The organism is Arthrobacter sp. TE12232 (assembly GCF_054062615.1).
On the sequence record NZ_JBSSFK010000001.1, the window covers coordinates 2,879,665 to 2,897,262 of the forward strand.

14 protein-coding genes are annotated in these 17,598 nt (G+C 67.0%); 5 read left to right on the forward strand and 9 right to left on the reverse strand.

The window, feature by feature from the left end; translation table 11 throughout:
- Positions 1–52 precede the first annotated feature (52 nt).
- Both ACVWZ7_RS12790 and ACVWZ7_RS12795 read left to right on the forward strand, forming a co-directional pair.
- Positions 53–1,426 (forward strand): MFS transporter, encoded by a 1,374-nt coding sequence (locus tag ACVWZ7_RS12790; RefSeq protein WP_344360767.1) that lies wholly within the window; start codon positions 53–55, stop codon positions 1,424–1,426.
- 42 nt (positions 1,427–1,468) lie between these two features.
- Positions 1,469–3,049 (forward strand): acyl-CoA synthetase, encoded by a 1,581-nt coding sequence (locus ACVWZ7_RS12795; protein WP_456508048.1) that lies wholly within the window; start codon positions 1,469–1,471, stop codon positions 3,047–3,049.
- 109 nt (positions 3,050–3,158) lie between these two features.
- Here ACVWZ7_RS12795 and ACVWZ7_RS12800 read toward each other — a convergent pair whose 3' ends face one another.
- From ACVWZ7_RS12800 to ACVWZ7_RS12810, 3 genes are all read right to left on the reverse strand, one after another.
- Positions 3,159–3,578 (reverse strand): DUF3237 domain-containing protein, encoded by a 420-nt coding sequence (locus ACVWZ7_RS12800; protein WP_456508049.1) that lies wholly within the window; start codon positions 3,576–3,578, stop codon positions 3,159–3,161.
- Between the two features lie 11 nt (positions 3,579–3,589).
- On the reverse strand, positions 3,590–5,392 hold the full coding sequence (locus ACVWZ7_RS12805; protein ID WP_456508050.1) for a CocE/NonD family hydrolase: 1,803 nt from the start codon (positions 5,390–5,392) through the stop codon (positions 3,590–3,592).
- A 109-nt stretch (positions 5,393–5,501) separates the two neighbouring features.
- The gene (locus ACVWZ7_RS12810) at positions 5,502–6,878 is read right to left on the reverse strand and encodes an MFS transporter (protein WP_456508051.1); all 1,377 of its coding nucleotides are present in this window, start codon (positions 6,876–6,878) and stop codon (positions 5,502–5,504) included.
- A 203-nt stretch (positions 6,879–7,081) separates the two neighbouring features.
- Here ACVWZ7_RS12810 and ACVWZ7_RS12815 point away from each other — a divergent pair, with 203 nt between their 5' ends.
- Entirely contained in the window at positions 7,082–8,008 is a 927-nt protein-coding gene (locus ACVWZ7_RS12815; RefSeq protein WP_456508052.1) for a PaaX family transcriptional regulator, read from the forward strand.
- Between the two features lie 21 nt (positions 8,009–8,029).
- On the opposite strand, the gene ACVWZ7_RS12820 is transcribed toward ACVWZ7_RS12815, so the two are convergent.
- From ACVWZ7_RS12820 to ACVWZ7_RS12835, 4 genes are all read right to left on the reverse strand, one after another.
- A complete protein-coding gene (locus tag ACVWZ7_RS12820; RefSeq protein ID WP_116767857.1) occupies positions 8,030–8,653 on the reverse strand; it encodes a LysE family transporter in 624 nt (207 codons plus the stop codon).
- Between the two features lie 115 nt (positions 8,654–8,768).
- Positions 8,769–9,320 (reverse strand): dihydrofolate reductase family protein, encoded by a 552-nt coding sequence (locus ACVWZ7_RS12825; protein WP_456508053.1) that lies wholly within the window; start codon positions 9,318–9,320, stop codon positions 8,769–8,771.
- Between the two features lie 194 nt (positions 9,321–9,514).
- Positions 9,515–10,027: a hypothetical protein gene (locus tag ACVWZ7_RS12830; protein WP_456508054.1), complete on the reverse strand. Its 513-nt coding sequence runs from the start codon at positions 10,025–10,027 to the stop codon at positions 9,515–9,517.
- A gap of 274 nt (positions 10,028–10,301) precedes the next feature.
- Entirely contained in the window at positions 10,302–11,117 is an 816-nt protein-coding gene (locus ACVWZ7_RS12835) for a methyltransferase domain-containing protein (RefSeq protein WP_456508055.1), read from the reverse strand.
- Positions 11,118–11,186: 69 nt separating this feature from the next.
- Here ACVWZ7_RS12835 and ACVWZ7_RS12840 point away from each other — a divergent pair, with 69 nt between their 5' ends.
- The gene (locus tag ACVWZ7_RS12840; protein ID WP_456508056.1) at positions 11,187–11,390 is read left to right on the forward strand and encodes a hypothetical protein; all 204 of its coding nucleotides are present in this window, start codon (positions 11,187–11,189) and stop codon (positions 11,388–11,390) included.
- Between the two features lie 127 nt (positions 11,391–11,517).
- Here ACVWZ7_RS12840 and ACVWZ7_RS12845 read toward each other — a convergent pair whose 3' ends face one another.
- On the reverse strand, positions 11,518–13,896 hold the full coding sequence (locus ACVWZ7_RS12845) for a hypothetical protein (RefSeq protein WP_456508057.1): 2,379 nt from the start codon (positions 13,894–13,896) through the stop codon (positions 11,518–11,520).
- A gap of 671 nt (positions 13,897–14,567) precedes the next feature.
- Positions 14,568–15,098: a MarR family winged helix-turn-helix transcriptional regulator gene (locus tag ACVWZ7_RS12850; protein ID WP_344366076.1), complete on the reverse strand. Its 531-nt coding sequence runs from the start codon at positions 15,096–15,098 to the stop codon at positions 14,568–14,570.
- A gap of 268 nt (positions 15,099–15,366) precedes the next feature.
- Between ACVWZ7_RS12850 and ACVWZ7_RS12855 the strand changes: the two genes are divergently transcribed.
- Positions 15,367–17,577 carry an MMPL family transporter gene (locus ACVWZ7_RS12855; RefSeq protein WP_456508058.1) on the forward strand — a complete coding sequence of 737 codons (2,211 nt, stop codon included), beginning with the start codon at positions 15,367–15,369 and terminating at the stop codon, positions 17,575–17,577.
- Positions 17,578–17,598: the final 21 nt, after the last annotated feature.

Genomic DNA, 17,598 nt, shown 5'->3' on the forward strand with positions numbered 1-17,598 from the left:
CTCTCCGTCCCATTCCTCTGCACCCCATTCCTCTGCACTTAAAGGAACAACGATGTCCCAAATTTCGCAGTTGCAGGCCCTGGACGCGGGTACGCGTCGCCGTGAAGCACGGACCGTTATCGCCTCCAGCTATCTCGGCAGCACCATTGAGTATTACGACTTCCTGCTCTACGCCACGGCCGCCGCCGTGGTCTTCCCGAAGGTGTTCTTCACCGGCATGGACGAGTGGGTGGGGGTGGTGGCCGCCTACGGCACCTTCGCCGCAGGCTACGTGGCGCGGCCCCTCGGCGGCATCATCTTCGGCCACTTCGGCGACCGGCTGGGCCGCAAAAACATGCTGATCATCTCGATGCTGGTCATGGGCATCGCCTCCACCCTGATCGGGCTGGTGCCCGGCGCCGCGGTGGCCGGAGCCTGGGGCGCCGTGATGCTCGTGTTCCTCCGCGTCTGCCAGGGCATTGCCGTGGGCGGGGAGTGGGGCGGCGCCGCGCTCATGGCGCTTGAGCACTCGGAGTCGGGCAAGCGCGGCTTCGCGGCCTCGTTCGTCAACGCCGGCGCCCCCACCGGCGCGGTCCTGGGAACCCTTGTCATGGGTGCCTTCGCGGCCCTGCCCAATGACCAGTTCCTGGCCTGGGGATGGCGCGTGCCGTTCCTGCTGTCCTTCGTCCTGCTGGGCGTCGGCATGTTTGTCCGGCTCAAGGTCACCGAAAGCCCCATCTTCAAGGCGGCACTGGAGCAGGAGCAGGCCGAACGGGCAAAGGCCGAGACGGCGCCGGGCACAGTCCCGGGCGGTGCGCCGGTGCGCCGCGAGATTCCGCTCCTGCAGGTCCTGCGCCGGCCCAAGACGCTGATCTTCACCATGCTGGCCGGCGCCGCGGGGTTCGCACTCCAAGTGGTGCTGGCGACGTTCTCCGTGACCTATGCCGTGTCCAAGGGCGCGGACCGGCAGGGCGTGCTCTATGCCTTTGCCGCAGCTTCCTTCGTGTCCATCGCGTTCGTGATCATGGGCGGCCGGCTCTCCGACAAGCTGGGCCGGCGGCCCGTGATGATCGGCGGCCTGGTGCTCTTCATCCTCTACCTCACGCCGATGTTCCAGCTCCTGTCCTCGAACAACATCGGGCTGATCTTCGTGGCCTTCGCAATCGGCCTCATGATCCACTCCACCCTGTTCGGCCCGCTCGCGGCCTTCGTGTCCGAGCAGTTCGGCACCACCTCGCGCTACACCGGCGCCTCGCTGGGCTACCAGCTCGCCACCCTCCTCGGGGCCGGATTCACGCCGGGCATCGTGGCACAGATATTCAAGGATTCCGGCCAGAACACCGCCGCCGTGGTCTGGTACCTGGCCATCATGTCCGTCGTGTCGATCGTCTTCATCCTGCTGACCCGCGAGCCGAAGAACAACGATCTGCAGACTGTCCGGTCCTAACCCGGTCCCCGCGTACTACCGTCTAACTAGAAAGGATTTGCCGTGGAGAATTTTGGCATCGGCTCGTGGCTGCAACGGCGCCGCCCGAAGTCGGGCACCAAGACCGCCGTCATCACCGGGGACAGGGAGCTCAGCTACGTCGAACTCGCGGACCGGTCCGCCCGGCTCGCCAACGCCCTCCGGGACCGCGGCGTGGCCAAGGGCGACCGCGTGGCCTACCTCGGCGAAAACGATCCCTCCTTCCTGGAGACTCTGTTCGCCGCCGGCCTGGCCGGGGCGGTCTTCGTCCCGCTGAACACCCGGCTCGCGCCGCCCGAAATCCAGTTCCAGCTCCGGGACAGCGGCGCCGTCCTGCTGGTCCACTCGGCGGCGCTCGCGGAACTCGCGGATCGCGGCTCGGTGGGAACCGCGGTGGGGGGGCGGATCGTCGTCGACGATTCAGCGGTGCCCGGCACGACAGTTCCCGGGAAGACAGGGCCCGACGGCGGAACCACCCTGGAGGCGTTTGAGGCCGTGATCGCCTCCGGGGCGGCGCTGCCGCCGGACGAGCCCGTGGGTCTCGAGGACGCCGCCATGATCCTCTACACCTCCGGAACCACCGGAAACCCCAAGGGTGCGCTCCTGACGCACGGCAACATCACGTGGAACTGCGTCAATGTGCTGGTCGACTTCGACTTTGCCTCCACGGATGTGGCCCTCATGATCTCGCCGATGTTTCACGTCGCCTCCCTCGACATGGGCGTCCTGCCCACGCTCCTCAAGGGCGGCACGGTGGTCCTGGAAGCCAAGTTCGATCCCCGCCGGACGCTGGAGCTGATCGAGCGGCACCGCGCGACGACCATCAGCGGGGTGCCCACCACGTACCAGATGCTGTGCGAGCACCCGGACTGGGACGCCACGGACCTCAGCTCGCTGAACAAACTGACGTGCGGCGGGTCCGCTGTGCCCCTGCGGGTCCTGGAAGCCTACGAACGGCGGGGGCTGCGCTTCTCCAACGGCTACGGCATGACCGAGACGGCGCCGGGCGCCACCACGTTGCCGGCGGCCAGGTCCCGGGACAAGGCGGGGTCCTCGGGGCTGCCGCATTTCTTCACCGAGGTCAGGGTGTCCGATCCTCTGGATCCGGAGGCCGGCCCGGCCGCGCCCGGAACAGTGGGGGAGATCCAGATCAAGGGTCCCAACGTCATCCACCAGTACTGGAACCGACCCGAGGCCTCCGCGGATTCCTACACCGCCGACGGCTGGTTCAAGTCCGGCGACATGGGCTACAAGGACCCGGACGGCTTCGTGTTCATCTCCGACCGGCTCAAGGACATGATCATCTCCGGCGGGGAGAACATCTACCCGGCCGAGGTGGAGCAGGCGATCGCCGAACTCGAGGCCGTCGGAAGTGTCGCGGTGATCGGCGTGGCGGACGAGAAGTGGGGCGAGGTGCCGCGGGCCGTGGTGCTGCTGCGGGAGGGCGCACGGCTCACGGAAGAGCAGCTGCGCTCGCATCTGGAGGGCAGGCTCGCGCGATACAAAATCCCCAAGTCGGTGGTGTTCGTGGCGGAAATGCCGAGGACGGCGAGCGGCAAAATCCGGAAGGCCGATCTGCGGAAACTCACGCCCGGCCACGTCTGACAGAGGGCGGGGCTCCCGGCGGACAGCACGAAGCCGGAGGCTGCGGTGACGCAGCCTCCGGCTTTCCTTGTGCCCGGCGAGGCCGGCGGCCGCTAATCCCCGCGGCCCGTTAGTCGACAGTGAAGATGCTGATGACCACCTGGCCGGGCTGCCGGACGCCCGTCCCGAGCGTAAGGCGCGTGTTCAGCCAGTCCAGGGCGGGGGAGGCGGTGGTGAGCCGCGGCCAGCAGCGGAAGTAGATCAGGGACGGGTCGACGGCGACGCCGGAGTTCAGCAGTTCGATGTTCCGGGCCGAGCCGTGCCGGAGTGCCGTGTTGTGCACGAAGATCCGGTGGCCGTCGTCGGTTTCCAGCACGTACCGGGCGTCGAGTTCCGTCAGGGTGGGGCCGCGGAGGAACTGGTAGTCGGCGCCGCCGGGCAGGACGCGCCCGTTGAGGGAAGACCCTCGGACGGTTCCGCCGGTGATAGGAACCATTCGGCGGTGGCCCTCCGGCGTGGGCCCGACCTCCACCGGCTCCCCGACGCTCACGGACACCTCCGTCAGGAAGGAAAGCCCGGGAGGGAATGGCAGTCCCGGCGGTGCCGGAGGAGGGGCCGGGACAGGATGCCGGCCGTCAGCCGGCTCGGGTGGCCCTCGCCGAACAGGACGGACTGCCGGGCAACGATTGTCTCGGCGGAGTCGTAGGCGAGCTTGCCCGTGTTGAGGTTCCGGTCCCAGCGCGGATAGCAGCTGGACGTGATCTGCACACGGAGCCGCTCACCGGGCGCAAAGGTGTACGCCGTCTGCCAGAGACTGACGGTGTATTCATACGGCTTACCGGGTTCGATCGGGGAGGGCTCGTGGCCGGGCTCCCAGAGCCCGTTGCCTGCGTAGCTGTCCCGCCAGGACGCACGGATGATCCCATCGGCCAGGCCCAGGGACGTGCCGTCCGGGGTGACCCGGCAGAGGCGCACCACGAAATCGGTGTCGACGGCGGAGGACGCGGCGAAGAAGGTGGCGCTGACCTCGCCGAAGATGGTCACAGGTGCGTCGAACGGCGCCGTCGTGAAGGTCAGGACGTCGTCGCGCGCCTCGACGGCCTGCTGGTGCGCCGGCCCTGCCGGGACGGAGCCGTGGATCATGGTGGCCCCGCCCGCCGTCGGGACGGGGTCGAGGGGATCGTAGGCGTAGCTTTCCTGCCCGGCGGCGCCCGGCACATCCCCGAGGGACCCGCCGGCGCCCAGGAACCACGAGCGCTGCCGGGACGGGGCCGGAAGTTCCTCGAAGCCGTGCCACCGGTTTTCCCCCATGACGTACAGCAGGACCGGCGGCACTTGGCGCAGCCCGTCGGGATCGCCCTTGAGGACGGCATCGAACCAGGCCGTCTGGAGTCCGGACAGATCGCCGAGGCCGTTCATCACGCCGGCGGCCGCGTTGAGCCCGAAGCTGACCTCCGGGTAGACCCCGGAGAAGTTGGTGTGGGTCCACGGGCCGATGATGAGCCGCGGCGAGGCCTCGGGATTGGCGTGGCTGTGCTCGAGCTGCATCCGGTACTGCGCGAGCGTGCTCGGGGCAAAGATGTCGAACCAGCCGCCGATGTGCAGGGTGGGCATGTCCACCGGCGCGGCCGACGCGGCGTCCCACACGCGCGTGAAGCCGCTCCCCGGGTTTTCTCCGGCCGAGGGCAGGACGTGGCGCCTCATGAAGGTGCCGAGCCTTGGGGACAAGTCCCGGAGCGGCAGTGTGCCGAAGGCCGTGGCGTCGGAAAACGAACGGTCGAGGTCCAGCCACGATTCCATTTCCTTGGCCCGGAGCTCGGGGTCATCGGGGAACTCCCGGAGCAGCTCATTGGCGGCGATGGAGGCATGGCCCCACGTGAGGCGGCTGCCGAGCTCGAACGCGCCGCCGCGGTAGAGGGAGCCGTTGTTTGCGTTGGCTCCTGCGGAGATGCCGGGGGCCAACGCGGCCAGCCCGGCGGGCCGGCGCGAGGCCGCGCGCCACTGGGTTTCGGCGAAGTATGACCGCCCCCACATGCCCACCACGCCGTTGGAGTACGGCAGCCGCGCTGCCCACTCGACTGTGCTGGCGCCGTCGGACGCCTCATTGACGGAGGGGTCGAACGTTCCGCCGGAACCGAAGCGCCCGCGGCAGTCCTGCAGGATCACCACGTAGCCCGCGGCGGCGACCGTCGCCGGGTTCAGGTAGGCGGAATTGACGGCAAGGTCCCTGCCGTACGGCGTCCTGGTCAGCAGGACCGGGCAGGGTTCTCCGTCCGCGGGTCGGTACACGGTGGAGCGCAGGATGGTGCCGTCGGGCAGCGGTGTCTCGACGTCATGGTCAATAAGCACGGGGCGGGGTGTCACGGAAGGGTCCTAACGTGGAACGGAGATGCGGATAGACATGCCGGGAGGGGCCGGGGCGCGGTGCACGCGTCCCGGCCCCTTCGGGTGAGTGGCGGGTGAGTGGCGGGTTTTAGGCAGGGGTGCCGGCCGATGCCTTGGCGCCGAGGGCCTCGGTGGGCACCTGGTAGGTTTCCTTGACCCAGATCGCGGTGACGGCCGCGGAGACCAGGCAGCAGGCTGCCGTGAAGGCCGCCACCGGGACCCAGCCGACGGGGCCGGGCTGGACAATGGCGGCCGCAATTGCCGGGGCGAAGCCGGTGACGACGAGTCCCAGCTGCGAGGCCGTGGCGGCGCCCGTGTAGCGGATCCGGGTGGGGAACATTTCGGCCGTCATGGCCGGCCCCAGCGGGTTGACCATTCCGTAGCCCACGGTCATGAAGAGGATGCCGCTGGCGAAGATCAGCGGGATGACCCCGGTACTGATGGACCAGAAGTAGGCGAAGGCGGCCACGGCACAGATGATGTTGCCGGTGATGAAGACCGGCTTGCGGCCGATCCGGTCGGCCAGAATACCGGCGTAGGGCTGGGCGATGATGCCCAGGGCGGCCGTGGCAATGGTGACCCCGAGCATGGCGGCGGAGGGGACGCCGAATTTTCCGGTCGCATACGCCAGTCCGAAGGCCGCGAAGACCGAGGACACCACGCTCCAGAGCCCGAAGAAGATGACTTTGACGATGGTGCGCCAGTGATCGCGCAGGACCACCTTGAGCGGCAGTTCCTGGCTGGCGCCTTCCTCCTTCGCGGCTTCGAAGACCTCGGATTCGGGCAGCCGCAGGCGGATGTAGAGGCCGACGGCGACCACCAGGATGCTGGCGAGGAACGGCAGCCGCCATCCCCAGCTGAGCAGGTCTTCCTGCGGGAGGAGAGACACTGCGAGGAAGGCCAGGGAGGCGAGCATGATCCCGGCCACGGCGCCGGTGTTGACCCAGCTGCTGTAGAAGGCCCCCTTGTTGCTGGGCGCATGCTCCATGGTCATAGTGACAGCGCCGACGGACTCTCCGGCCGCGGAGGCGCCCTGAAGTGCGCGCAGAACCACCAGGAGGACTGGGGCGGCGGCGCCGATGGCGGCCGCCGGCGGTAGGCAGCCGATGAGGAAGGTGGCCACGCCCATGACGACGAGCGTCAGGACCAGCATCTGGCGCCGACCGAGGCGGTCGCCAAAGTGGCCGATCACGCTGGCCGCGAGGGGCCGGACGACGTAGCCGATGCCGATGGTGGCCATGGACAGGAAGGTGCCGAGGGCGGGATCGATGCCGGGGAAGAAGATCTTGTTGAAGATCAGGGCCGACGCCGAACCGTAGATGAAGAAGTCGTAGTACTCCAGGGTGCTGCCGATGAAGCTGGCGGCGGCGGCACGGCGGGCATGGGTGGTTCCCTCGCGGGAATCGGGGGCCTGTTCCGCGGGCGGCGTCAACGGCGACGGCGGAACGATGGGACCAGCGGTCATTGCGGATCTCCTAGATGGGCAGGCAAATAGCACCTGAAACGGTGAGGCTGGGAAAGATCTGTGGCTCGCATGCTGAGCAGGGCGGCGGGGTCGGCTGTGGCCTCCGTCACCCTGAAAGCAATGTTATGCACTTGGTTCTACGTCCGTCAATCTAAGTGCAAAATAACAATGACAGTGGATGCGGCTGGCATGATGGAGGCGTGATGAGCGAGCGGCCGGCCTCCGTGCCCGGCATGGATCCGGACCTGGCCATCGACTTTCCGCGGCCGTTGAAGGGGCCGTCCACCCAGCACCAGTTGGTCACCCTGCTGGTCGATTACTGGTTCACCAGCGAGGAATGGCTGCCGTCCCGGCTTATCGCCGCACTGGCCGCCGGCCTCGGGATCACGGGCTCGGCGACGGCGACGGCGCTAAGCCGCCTGGCGTCCCGCGGGGTGCTGGAACAGTCGAGTGCCGGGCGGACCTCGCGCTACCGCATCACCCAGGGCGCACGGAACCGGCTGCGCCAAGGTTTCGCGCAGGTCTCCGCCTTCGGCGAGGAGTCCCGCCACTGGGACGGCAACTGGACCGTCATCGCGTTTTCCATTCCGGAGACGTCGCGGGATGTCCGCGAAATGTTCCGCTCACGCTTGCGTTGGCGCGGATTCGCACCACTGTTCGGGGCGCTGTGGGTCTCGCCGCGCGACCACTCCGAGGAGCTCGAAAACACCTGCATGGGCTATGGCGTGGACGACTACGTCATCTTCCGCACGGCGGAATCCAGCCTCCGCGGCAAACGGCTCGTCGAGGCCTGGTCGCCGCAGGAGTTCAAGGAACAGTACCGTCCGTTTACCGAGAAATTCACGCCCTGGGCGGAGCGCCTCGACGCCGGTACGGTCAGCCCGGCGGAGGCCTTCAGGGTCAGGACCGAGCTGATGGACGCGTGGCGGGCCTTCCCGTGGAGTGACCCTGACCTTCCCGCCGAACTTCTGCCGGAAGCCTGGCCCCGGACTGAGGCCCGGGACCTGCTGGTGCTCCTCTACGACGGGCTCGCGGACGCTGCCACCGCCCACATTGAGGAAATCGTGGCCCGGGAAGCGCCCGAACTGGCGGGCACCGCGCGGGCACTGTCGGTGGCTTCGGGGCTCTAAGCCCGTCCGCGGTGACGGTGTCTAGTGGATCGAGGCCAGCAGGACGCCGACGCCGACGAAGAGCACCCCGAACGTCCGGTTCAGGACTTTCTGTCCGCGGGCGTCATGGGTGAAGCGCTGGAAGGACCTGGCCGCCGCCGCGAAGAAGAACCACATGACTAGGATGTCGATCACGATCACGGTGGCGGACAGGACCGCGTACTGCGGCAGCAGCGGCTGCTCCGGCCTGATGAACTGGGGCATGAAGGCCAGGAAGAACACCACGGCCTTGGGGTTGAGCAGATTGACCCAGAGGCCGCGGCGGAACATGGAGAAGGCCGGCTCATTGCGCAGGGCTGCGGCCTTCTCCTGATCCAGATCCGGTTTGTGCAGGAACTGACGGATGCCCAGATAGACCAGGTAGGCGGCGCCGGCGTAGCGGATCACGTTGAAGGCGAGCGGCGAGCTCGCCACAAGCACTCCGACGCCGAGGGCCACGATCAGGATATGCACCACGAGGGCGGCCTGCTGGCCCAGGATGCCCCAGATGGAACGGCGGAACCCTGAGTTCAGGGAGTTGCTCATGGTGTTGATGGCGCCCGCGCCGGGAGTAAAGCTGATCAGGACGCCGGCGCCGGCCAGGGCCAGCCAAAGGGAGGGTTGCACCAGCCAAGTTTACGGTCCCGGCCGTGACCGGCCGGAACGGACGACGCAGCCGGCCCCGCTAGTTGGCCGGCCCCATTGGCCGGACTGCTTGTCCGCCCCGATGTCCAGCGGGAAGTCAGTCCCCGCGGACACCGTAGCTGAGGATCATGTTTCCTTTGCTGGTCTCCTGAGACTGCTGCAGCACCAGCCGGGTGAGGGGGTCGCCGTCGTTGAAGAGCCGCCGCCCGCTGCCCGCGACCACGGGATGGACGATCAGCATCAAGGTGTCGAGCAACCCGGCGAACAGCAGCTGGCGGACCAGCGAAATGCTGCTAAAGACCCCTATTTCACCGCCGTCGCTGTTCTTCAGGCCCGCCACAAAGTCCTCCAGCTGACCTTCGATGAGCCGCGAGTTTTGCCACTCAAGCTCGCCGGTCAGGGTCCGGGAGGCCACAAATTTGGGCAACTTATTGATGAAGCCGCCAAAGTCGGCGTCGCTTTCGGCGTTCGGCCAGTAGCTCGCCCACTGCTGGTAACCGACGCGGCCCAGGAGCCCGGTGTCGATCCGGCCCATCATCTCGCCCATCCCGGCGCCCAACTCCGCGTCGAAACTGTCGAATTGCCACAGGAACGGGTCTTCAACCACCCCGTCCACCGAACAGAAAAGGCCGGCCGTCACTTTGCGCATGGGTTCTCCTTACCGATGTGTGTTTCAGTGCACCCTATCCGCAGATCAGGGAGCAGGGAATGGCTGTCAGCAACCTCGTTCGCGACTGCTCCGGACAACGGCGGTGCCGCCGCCCGGAGCAGCGCTTGCCTGCGGTGAGGTGCTGGCTGGCGGGACCGTCCCGTCAGAACCGCCAGCGCGTCGCCCGCCAGGGGTTAGCCGTTGGAAGTGGAGCCGCCCGTGGCGGCATCGTCCGCATCCCCGTCATTTGGGCCGCCATGGCCGCCGGCGCCGGGGCCACCCTGGCCTTGGTCCTGGGTCTCGGTCACGGTGAAGTTCGCATCCAGCAGGACGGTGGCGCGGCTGCCGTCCGCCTTCGTGATGTGGGCTTCGTAGGTGGCGCCGTCGGCGTCGGTCTCCATCCGTTCGATCGTCGCATTTGGCTGGGCAGCCTTCACCGCCGCCTCGACCTTCGTGGCGGTGTCACCGGTGAGGACCTCCTCCGTCTTGCCGTTGGCCTGGTGCGGGCCGCCTTGGCCTCCCGTGCCGCCGGGCATGCCGTAGCCGCCACCGTAGCCGCTGTTGCCGTCAGGGGCCGCGGTGCTCGACGAGGAGGACGTGCCGGTGCCGTCGTCGGCCACTGCGGGGATGGCCGCCGCGCCGATGGCGCCGCCGCCGATCACCGCGGCAAGCATGATGCCGGCCGTCGTCTTGTTGATCTGTGCCATGGTGAAACTCCTTTGCTGGGGCCCGGGCATCCGGGCCGGCCGGGGATCCGGCCTGTCCCCAGCCTCTGCGCGGCAGGTATGGCGGCACTTTGGCGGCGCTGTGCCCGTGCTGTGAGGGCTGACGCGAATCGAACGTGCCCGGAAGGCGCGTCAAAGCCACCCTGCTGCCGTCTCAGATTCGGAGTGGGAGCGGCTCAGGCGCGGCGGCCACCCCGGACGGGAAAACCCAGGCCTTCCACCACTAGCCGGGAGTCCGGACCAAGGGACCCGCGCCTCAGGCCCGGGCGATGACCTCGCCGTTGGGAATCAGGAACCAGCCGTCCTCAGTGGAGCCCCACCGGTGCCACCCGGCGGAAATCCGGGCCAGGTCAGCCTCGCTGGCAAAGCCGTACTCGAGCGCCTGGTCGGCAAAGGACGAATGCAGCACCCGTTCACCCCACACCCGTGCCTGCCACCGCCGCTGCTGCCCGGTGGCGTAGAGCCAGTTGCTGCTCGACGGCGCCACGTCGGTGAACCCGGCGGTCTGTGCCCAGGACACGAGCCGGCGGCCGGCATCGGGTTCGGCGCCGTTACGGCGCGCGATCCGCTGATACAAGTCCATCCAGTCGTCGAGTTCGGGGATGGCCGGGTACCAGCTCATGCCGTGGAAATCGGCGTCGCGCACCGCCACAATGCCGCCGGCTTTGGCCACCCGGCGCATCTCGCGGAGGGCCGCGACGGGGTCCGTGAGGTGCTGCAGGACCTGATGAGCGTGGACGACGTCGAACGACTCGTCCGGGAAATCGAGGTCGTAGACGTTGCCGGTGGCGAAGTCGACGTTGTCCACACCGCGCTCGGCGGCGAGGGCCGCTGCCTGGGCGATGATGTCGGGGGAACGGTCCAGGCCCGCGACCCTGCCCGGTGCCACCATCTCCGCGAAGTCGCAGGTGATGCTGCCCGGCCCGCAGCCGACGTCCAGGACGGAGACCCCGGGTGTGAGATGCGGGATCACGAACGCGGCCGAGTTCTCCGCCGTGCGGGAGGCGTGGGCGCGGACCACCGACTCGTGGTGGCCGTGCGTGTACACATCGTCAGGCTGCTGCGCACTCATAATGGAACGCTACCCTCCCGGGATCGGAAATGGGTGGACCCACCCAACTAGCTCGCAGCAGGGGCCGTTATGAGCCCTCAAAACGGCCCCTGCTGCGAGCTAGTTGGGGGAGGCGCGGAAATCAGCAACAGCAATAAGGGACTGGGCCTGTTCCGGGCCACCGGGATCTACGTCGGGGCGATCCTCGGTTCGGGTGCCCTGGTGCTCCCGGCGATGGCGGCCGACGTGGCCGGCCCGGCATCACGGGTCCCCGTAGGCCTTGGTAGCCCTTGACACGGTGAGATGTCTAACCGAGGCGAGGCGTAGGAGCCGCAAATCGTGCCGGCTCCTACGCCCTAAATCGCACCTACCGGCGGGAGAACTGACCTTCATATAGGCCGGCCGGATCGATCTTGGACCGTCAAACGACTGCTGCTGTGGCGGCGGAGGTCTTCGCGGTGGTGGTGTAGCCGGTCTTGGTTCCGGTGACGGTGATGGTGAGGGTCTTGCCGGTATCGGCCGCGGCGGGCTTGTAGGTCGCGGCGGTCGCGCCGATGATGGCGACGCCGTTGGCTTTCCACTGGTACGTCAGGGTCACCGGTGACGGTCCCCAGGTTCCGGGGACTGCGGTCAGGGTGGAGCCGACCTTGGCGGTGCCCGTGATGGTCGGCACCGGCGCCGTCAGGGAGCCTTTCGCGACTATTGCTGTGGCGGTGGAGGTTTTCGCGGCGGTGGTGTAGCCGGTCTTGGTTCCGGTGACGGTGACGGTGAGGGTCTTGCCGGCGTCGGCCGCGGCGGGCTTGTAGGTCGCGGCGGTCGCGCCGATGATGGCGACGCCGTTGGCTTTCCACTGATACGACAGGGTCACCGGTGACGGTCCCCAGGTCCCCGGGACCGCGGTCAGGGTCGAGCCGACCTTGGCCGTGCCCGTGATGGTCGGCACCGGCGCCGTCAGGGAACCTTTCGCGACTACTGCTGTGGCAGCGGAGGTCTTGGTAATGGAGGGGTACCCGGCCTTGCTGGCCGTTACTTTCAGAGTGATGGTCTTGCCGTAGTCGGCGGCAAGCAACGCGTAGGTTTTCCCTGTTGCCCCGGTGATGGCCGTTCCGGAGCGGAACCACTGGAAACCCAGTACATCTGGCGTCGGCGACCAAGTTCCAGTGACCGCTGTCAGGGTCCGCCCCACTTGGGGCGTCCCGGAGATGCTTGGTACGGCCGTTGTGGACCAAATCCAACCCGCGTTGAGGGTGTAGGTCTTGCCCCAGCTTGCCCAGCTGTTGTAGCCGTCGATTCTGATGTAGGCGCGGCCAACAGGGAGGCTGACTTGTTGGCCGGCGAGCCAGCTGCCGTCAGCGGCGGAGCCGTCGAGGTCGAAGCTGTAGAGGTTGGTGCCGTTGGCGTTGTAGATGCTGAGTGTGTAGGTGGGTCCGGTTCCGAGCCCGGCGGGGAACTTGAAGTTCAGGCCGAGCCGGCCTGCCCTGGGCAGGTCGACGGCGTAGTAATCGGTGTCGTAGGAGATTGCGCTCAGTGTTGAACCGGAAATGGTGGTTCCCAGGGGCACCACTGTTGCGTTTGCGGTGCTGCTGTTGGGTTCGAGTTCGACGGTCCCCGCGCTCAGCGTGCTGTTGAGGGTGTAGGTCTTGCCCCAGCTTGCCCAGCTGTTGTAGCCGTCGATTCTGATGTAGGCGCGGCCCGCGGGCAGGAACGTGCCCTGGCCGGCGAGCCAGCTGCCGTCAGCGGCGGAGCCGTCGAGGTCGAAGCTGTAGAGGTTGGTGCCGTTGGCGTTGTAGATGCTGAGTGTGTAGGTGGGTCCGGTTCCGAGCCCGGCGGGGAACTTGAAGTTCAGGCCGAGCCGGCCTGCCTTGGGCAGGTCGACGGCGTAGTAATCGGTGTCGTAGGAGATTGCGCTCAGTGTTGAACCGGAAATGGTGGTTCCCAGGGGCACCACTGTTGCGTTTGCGGTGCTGCTGTTGGGTTCGAGTTCGACGGTCCCCGCGCTCAGCGTGCTGTTGAGGGTGTAGGTCTTGCCCCAGCTTGCCCAGCTGTTGTAGCCGTCGATTCTGATGTAGGCGCGGCCCGCGGGCAGGAACGTGCCCTGGCCGGCGAGCCAGCTGCCGTCAGCGGCGGAGCCGTCGAGGTCGAAGCTGTAGAGGTTGGTGCCGTTGGCGTTGTAGATGCTGAGTGTGTAGGTGGGTCCGGTTCCGAGCCCGGCGGGGAACTTGAAGTTCAGGCCGAGCCGGCCTGCCTTGGGCAGGTCGACGGCGTAGTAATCGGTGTCGTAGGAGATTGCGCTCAGTGTTGAACCGGAAATGGTGGTTCCCAGGGGCACCACTGTTGCGTTTGCGGTGCTGCTGTTGGGTTCGAGTTCGACGGTCCCCGCGCTCAGCGTGCTGTTGAGGGTGTAGGTCTTGCCCCAGCTTGCCCAGCTGTTGTAGCCGTCGATTCTGATGTAGGCGCGGCCCGCGGGCAGGAACGTGCCCTGGCCGGCGAGCCAGCTGCCGTCAGCGGCGGAGCCGTCGAGGTCGAAGCTGTAGAGGTTGGTGCCGTTGGCGTTGTAGATGCTGAGTGTGTAGGTGGGTCCGGTTCCGAGCCCGGCGGGGAACTTGAAGTTCAGGCCGAGCCGGCCTGCCTTGGGCAGGTCGACGGCGTAGTAATCGGTGTCGTAGGAGATTGCGCTCAGTGTTGAACCGGAAATGGTGGTTCCCAGGGGCACCACTGTTGCCGTCGCCATAGTGCCGTTGGGCTCACCCTCCGACGTCGCAGCTAGGGAGGGCGCAGCCGTGATAAGTGAAAGGAGCACCGCAAATAGTGCTGTGAGTACTGTGCGTGCCGGACTGAAAATGCGACGTACGGCGCCGCCCCTATTTGATATCAATTTATCCCCCTGAATTGTGTGTTTGCTCTAGTGAAGTCGACAAAGTACGTGAAGAGTGTTTGCTCAAGATAATGAATGCCCCCGAAGTGTCATTCAGAATTGTGCTAGCTGACCGGCTTCGTCGAGTCGAAACGGAATTTCTCAAAGCCCTTGAGGCGCGGCTTGTTGGCCAGGTGTGTGCGGGGACCTCGCTTCGCTGGGGGCGGGCATCGCTATTTTTGCGGAGAAAAGACGTCGTGGCATGCCGTTGGCTGCGTTGCTGTGCCACGACGCAACGGTAGGTTTTTAACCTGTACCTTTTCTTGGATTTCCGTCGAGTCCCGAGTGCTTTCTCGCACGATGGAGGGCCTATGCAATGAACGGGAGGGTGGTAATTCCGCCCTCCGCGAATTGGATCGCATCGACTTCATTCATCGACATCACTTCCAATTCAGCATCCTCCCAGTCTTCCCGCCCAGTGCCCCGGCAGCTCAGGTGGATGCTGCCGAAGCCCACTTCAAGAAGGCTCTGCTCACTCGAAATCGCTCTCGCGCCGGATGAGCTTCTGGCACTGGAGTGTCAGACGGCACAGGCTGCGGATCAGCAGCGGCTGTAAGTCAGCCCGGGCTGCTGTCCGGCGCGGGGCCACGCGCCGCTTCTTCGCCGGCCCGGACGGTGGCCTCGATCATGGAGTTCATGAACCGGGTGACAATCTCCAGTTCCTCCGGCGTGAAGTTTTCGATCGCCGCGCCCATGTGGCGGGCCAGCGGAAGGAACATGGCGCCGCCGTCCCGGTAGGCCTTGGGCGTCATGCGCAGCTGCACCTGCCGGCGGTCCGCGCCCTCGCGTTCGCGGACCACATGGCCGGAACTGTGGAGCCGGTCGATCAGCGCGGTGGTGGCGGGAGAGCTGAGGTTCAGCTCCTTCCGGAGCACGCCCGGGGTAACGATCTGGTCCCGTGCCGTGTGCTGCATGATGACGGCCAGGGCGTTCAGGTCCGTGCGGTGCATGTCGTTGCGGCCGCCGGCGGAGTCCACGTAGCGGTTGGCTTCGAGGTTGAATTCCTGCAGGAGCCGGACGAGCGGAGGCGGGCCGGCCGCGTCGGGGGGCGCTGTGTCTTCGGATGGGCCCCGGGATTCGGCTGACACTGCGGACCTCCTTTGTCCCTAGATGTGGCGTCCCTGAATGCGGCCGCGGCGGTCTGACCGCGGCCGGTCGGCGTCGTCGACGGCGCCCTCGGGAGTTTACTGCAGTGTTTGCTGCAGCGTTTACCGCAGTATCTACCGCGAGCGGGCCGGCGCCGGCTGTGCTTCCATTCTCCTCCGGCACACGCGCTTCGGGGTTATCTCCATGATGGAGATAGTCTACTATGGAGTTGATTCCTCGTCCCCTCCGAATCGCACCCTAGAAGGACACATGAAAACGACTTCGCCCCCGACGACGCGCGTACCGTTCTGGCTGCGTTGGCTGATTCCCGCAGTGCTGGTAGTGGCCTGGCTGGCGATCGCCGGCATAGGCGGCCCGACGTTTGGCCGTCTGAGTGAGGTTTCATCCAACGACCAGGCTTCCTTCCTGCCCGCCGGGGCCGAGGCCACCGAGGCCCAGGACTGGCAGGCCAAGTTCCGGGACTCCAAGGAAATCCCCGCCGTGATCGTGGTCGAGAGCGATACGGCCTTCACCCCGGCCGAGCTCGGCGAAGCCGCCGCACTCAAGGGCAGGCTGGAGGCGATGCAGGTCGGCAGCACGGTGATCGGCCCTATCCCCTCCGCGGATGCCAAGGCGGTTCAGTTCGTGGTGCCCATCGCTTCCTCGGCAGAAGTGAAGGCGGTGGTCAAGGAACTGCGCAATGAGGTTCAAACATCCGCGCCGGCGGGAATGCAGACGTTCGTCACCGGGCCGGCTGGCCTTGCGGCGGACCTGGCGAGTGCCTTTGCCGGAATTGACGGCATCTTGCTCCTCGTGGCCCTCGGCGCCGTGTTCCTGATCCTGCTGATCGTCTACCGCTCCCTGCTGCTGCCGATCATGGTGCTGCTCACCTCGGTCTTCGCGTTGTGCGCCGCGATCCTGCTCGTGTTCAGCATGGCGAAAGCTGGCTGGATCCAGCTGAACGGCCAAAGCCAGGGCATCCTGTCCATCCTGGTGATCGGTGCGGCCACTGATTACGCCTTGCTGTACGTGGCACGGTTCCGCGAAGCCCTGACGCACACCGCCAACCGCACGGCTGCCGCAATCACGGCGTGGAAGGCAGCCTGGGAGCCGATCCTGGCCTCCGGCGCCACGGTGATCATTGCGCTGCTTTGCCTGCTGTTCTCCGACCTCAACTCCAACAAGGCGCTCGGGCCGGTAGCCGCCGCGGGCATCCTCTGCGCGCTCTTCGCGGCCTTGACCCTGCTGCCCGCCCTGATGGCGCTTTTTGGCCGCGCCGCGTTCTGGCCGTTCCGGCCGAAGCTGCTTCCGGAAACCGAACGCGAGCCGGAACTGGTCACGGGACTGGAGGGCCAGAAGGGACTCTGGCGGGCCACAGGTTCGCTCGTTTCGCGTCGGCCGCGCACGGTCTGGGTGGCCTCGGTCCTTCTGCTTCTCGTGGCGGGGACCGGCCTTCTGCAGCTCAAAGCCAACGGCGTCGCCCAGACCGATGTCATCCTCACTGCCTCCAACGCCGTCGACGGGCAGGAAGCCCTGGGCCGGCACTTCGACGCCGGATCCGGCAGCCCGGCGGTAATCGTGGCCGACGAGGCAAAGGCGCAGGAGGTTCTGGCGAAGGCCAAAGCCAGCGACGGCGTCGGCGACGCCTACCTGCTGGCCGAGGGCGGCGCCCCGGTCATCACCGGAGCCCCGGGCGCACCGGCCGCCCCGGCAGTCAGGGATGGCAGGGTTCTGATCAACGCGACGCTGAACTACGCTGCGGACTCAAATGACGCCGAAAACGTCGTGGTGTCGCTCCGCCAGGAACTGAAGACGATTGACAGCGGCGTGCTGGTCGGCGGCGTGACGGCCACCGCGCTGGATACCAATACCACCGCACAGCGCGACCTCGTCACCATCATCCCGGTGGTCCTGGGCGTCATCCTGGTCATCCTCATGCTGCTGCTGCGTTCGGTGCTGGCGCCGGTCCTGCTGGTCGCCTCCGTGGTCCTGTCCTACGGCGCGGCGATGGGCGTTTCGGCCTTCGTCTTCAACAACATCTTCGGATTCCCGGGAGCGGACGCAACAGTGCCCCTCTTCGGCTTCGTCTTCCTCGTGGCGCTGGGCGTCGACTACAACATCTTCCTCATGAGCCGGGTCCGGGAGGAATCGATCAAGCACGGCACCCGGGCCGGTATCCTGCGCGGCCTCGCCGTGACGGGCGGGGTCATCACCTCGGCGGGCGTGATCCTCGCGGCCACCTTCGCGGCTCTGGGGGTCATCCCGATCATGTTCCTGGTGCAGCTGGCCTTCATCGTCGCGTTCGGCGTCTTGCTGGACACGGTGCTGGTCCGCTCGCTGCTGGTGCCCGCGCTGGCCTACGACATCGGCCCGCGGATCTGGTGGCCGGGCAAGCTCGGCCGGCCGGAGAACGACGCCGCGGCCCGAGCCGACGTCCCGTTCCCCCGGACTGCGGATAACGAAGAAGCCGGAGTCCGCTAGCCGGACCCCAAAACCGCAGCC

Coding starts and splice junctions, on each gene's coding strand:
- ACVWZ7_RS12790 (WP_344360767.1), top strand. CDS start 53: ATGTCCCAAATTTCGCAGTTGCAGGCCCTGGACGCGGGTACGCGTCGC.
- ACVWZ7_RS12810 (WP_456508051.1), bottom strand. CDS start 6,878: ATGACCGCTGGTCCCATCGTTCCGCCGTCGCCGTTGACGCCGCCCGCG.
- ACVWZ7_RS12815 (WP_456508052.1), top strand. CDS start 7,082: ATGAGCGAGCGGCCGGCCTCCGTGCCCGGCATGGATCCGGACCTGGCC.
- ACVWZ7_RS12825 (WP_456508053.1), bottom strand. CDS start 9,320: ATGCGCAAAGTGACGGCCGGCCTTTTCTGTTCGGTGGACGGGGTGGTT.
- ACVWZ7_RS12830 (WP_456508054.1), bottom strand. CDS start 10,027: ATGGCACAGATCAACAAGACGACGGCCGGCATCATGCTTGCCGCGGTG.
- ACVWZ7_RS12835 (WP_456508055.1), bottom strand. CDS start 11,117: ATGAGTGCGCAGCAGCCTGACGATGTGTACACGCACGGCCACCACGAG.
- ACVWZ7_RS12840 (WP_456508056.1), top strand. CDS start 11,187: ATGAGCCCTCAAAACGGCCCCTGCTGCGAGCTAGTTGGGGGAGGCGCG.
- ACVWZ7_RS12855 (WP_456508058.1), top strand. CDS start 15,367: ATGAAAACGACTTCGCCCCCGACGACGCGCGTACCGTTCTGGCTGCGT.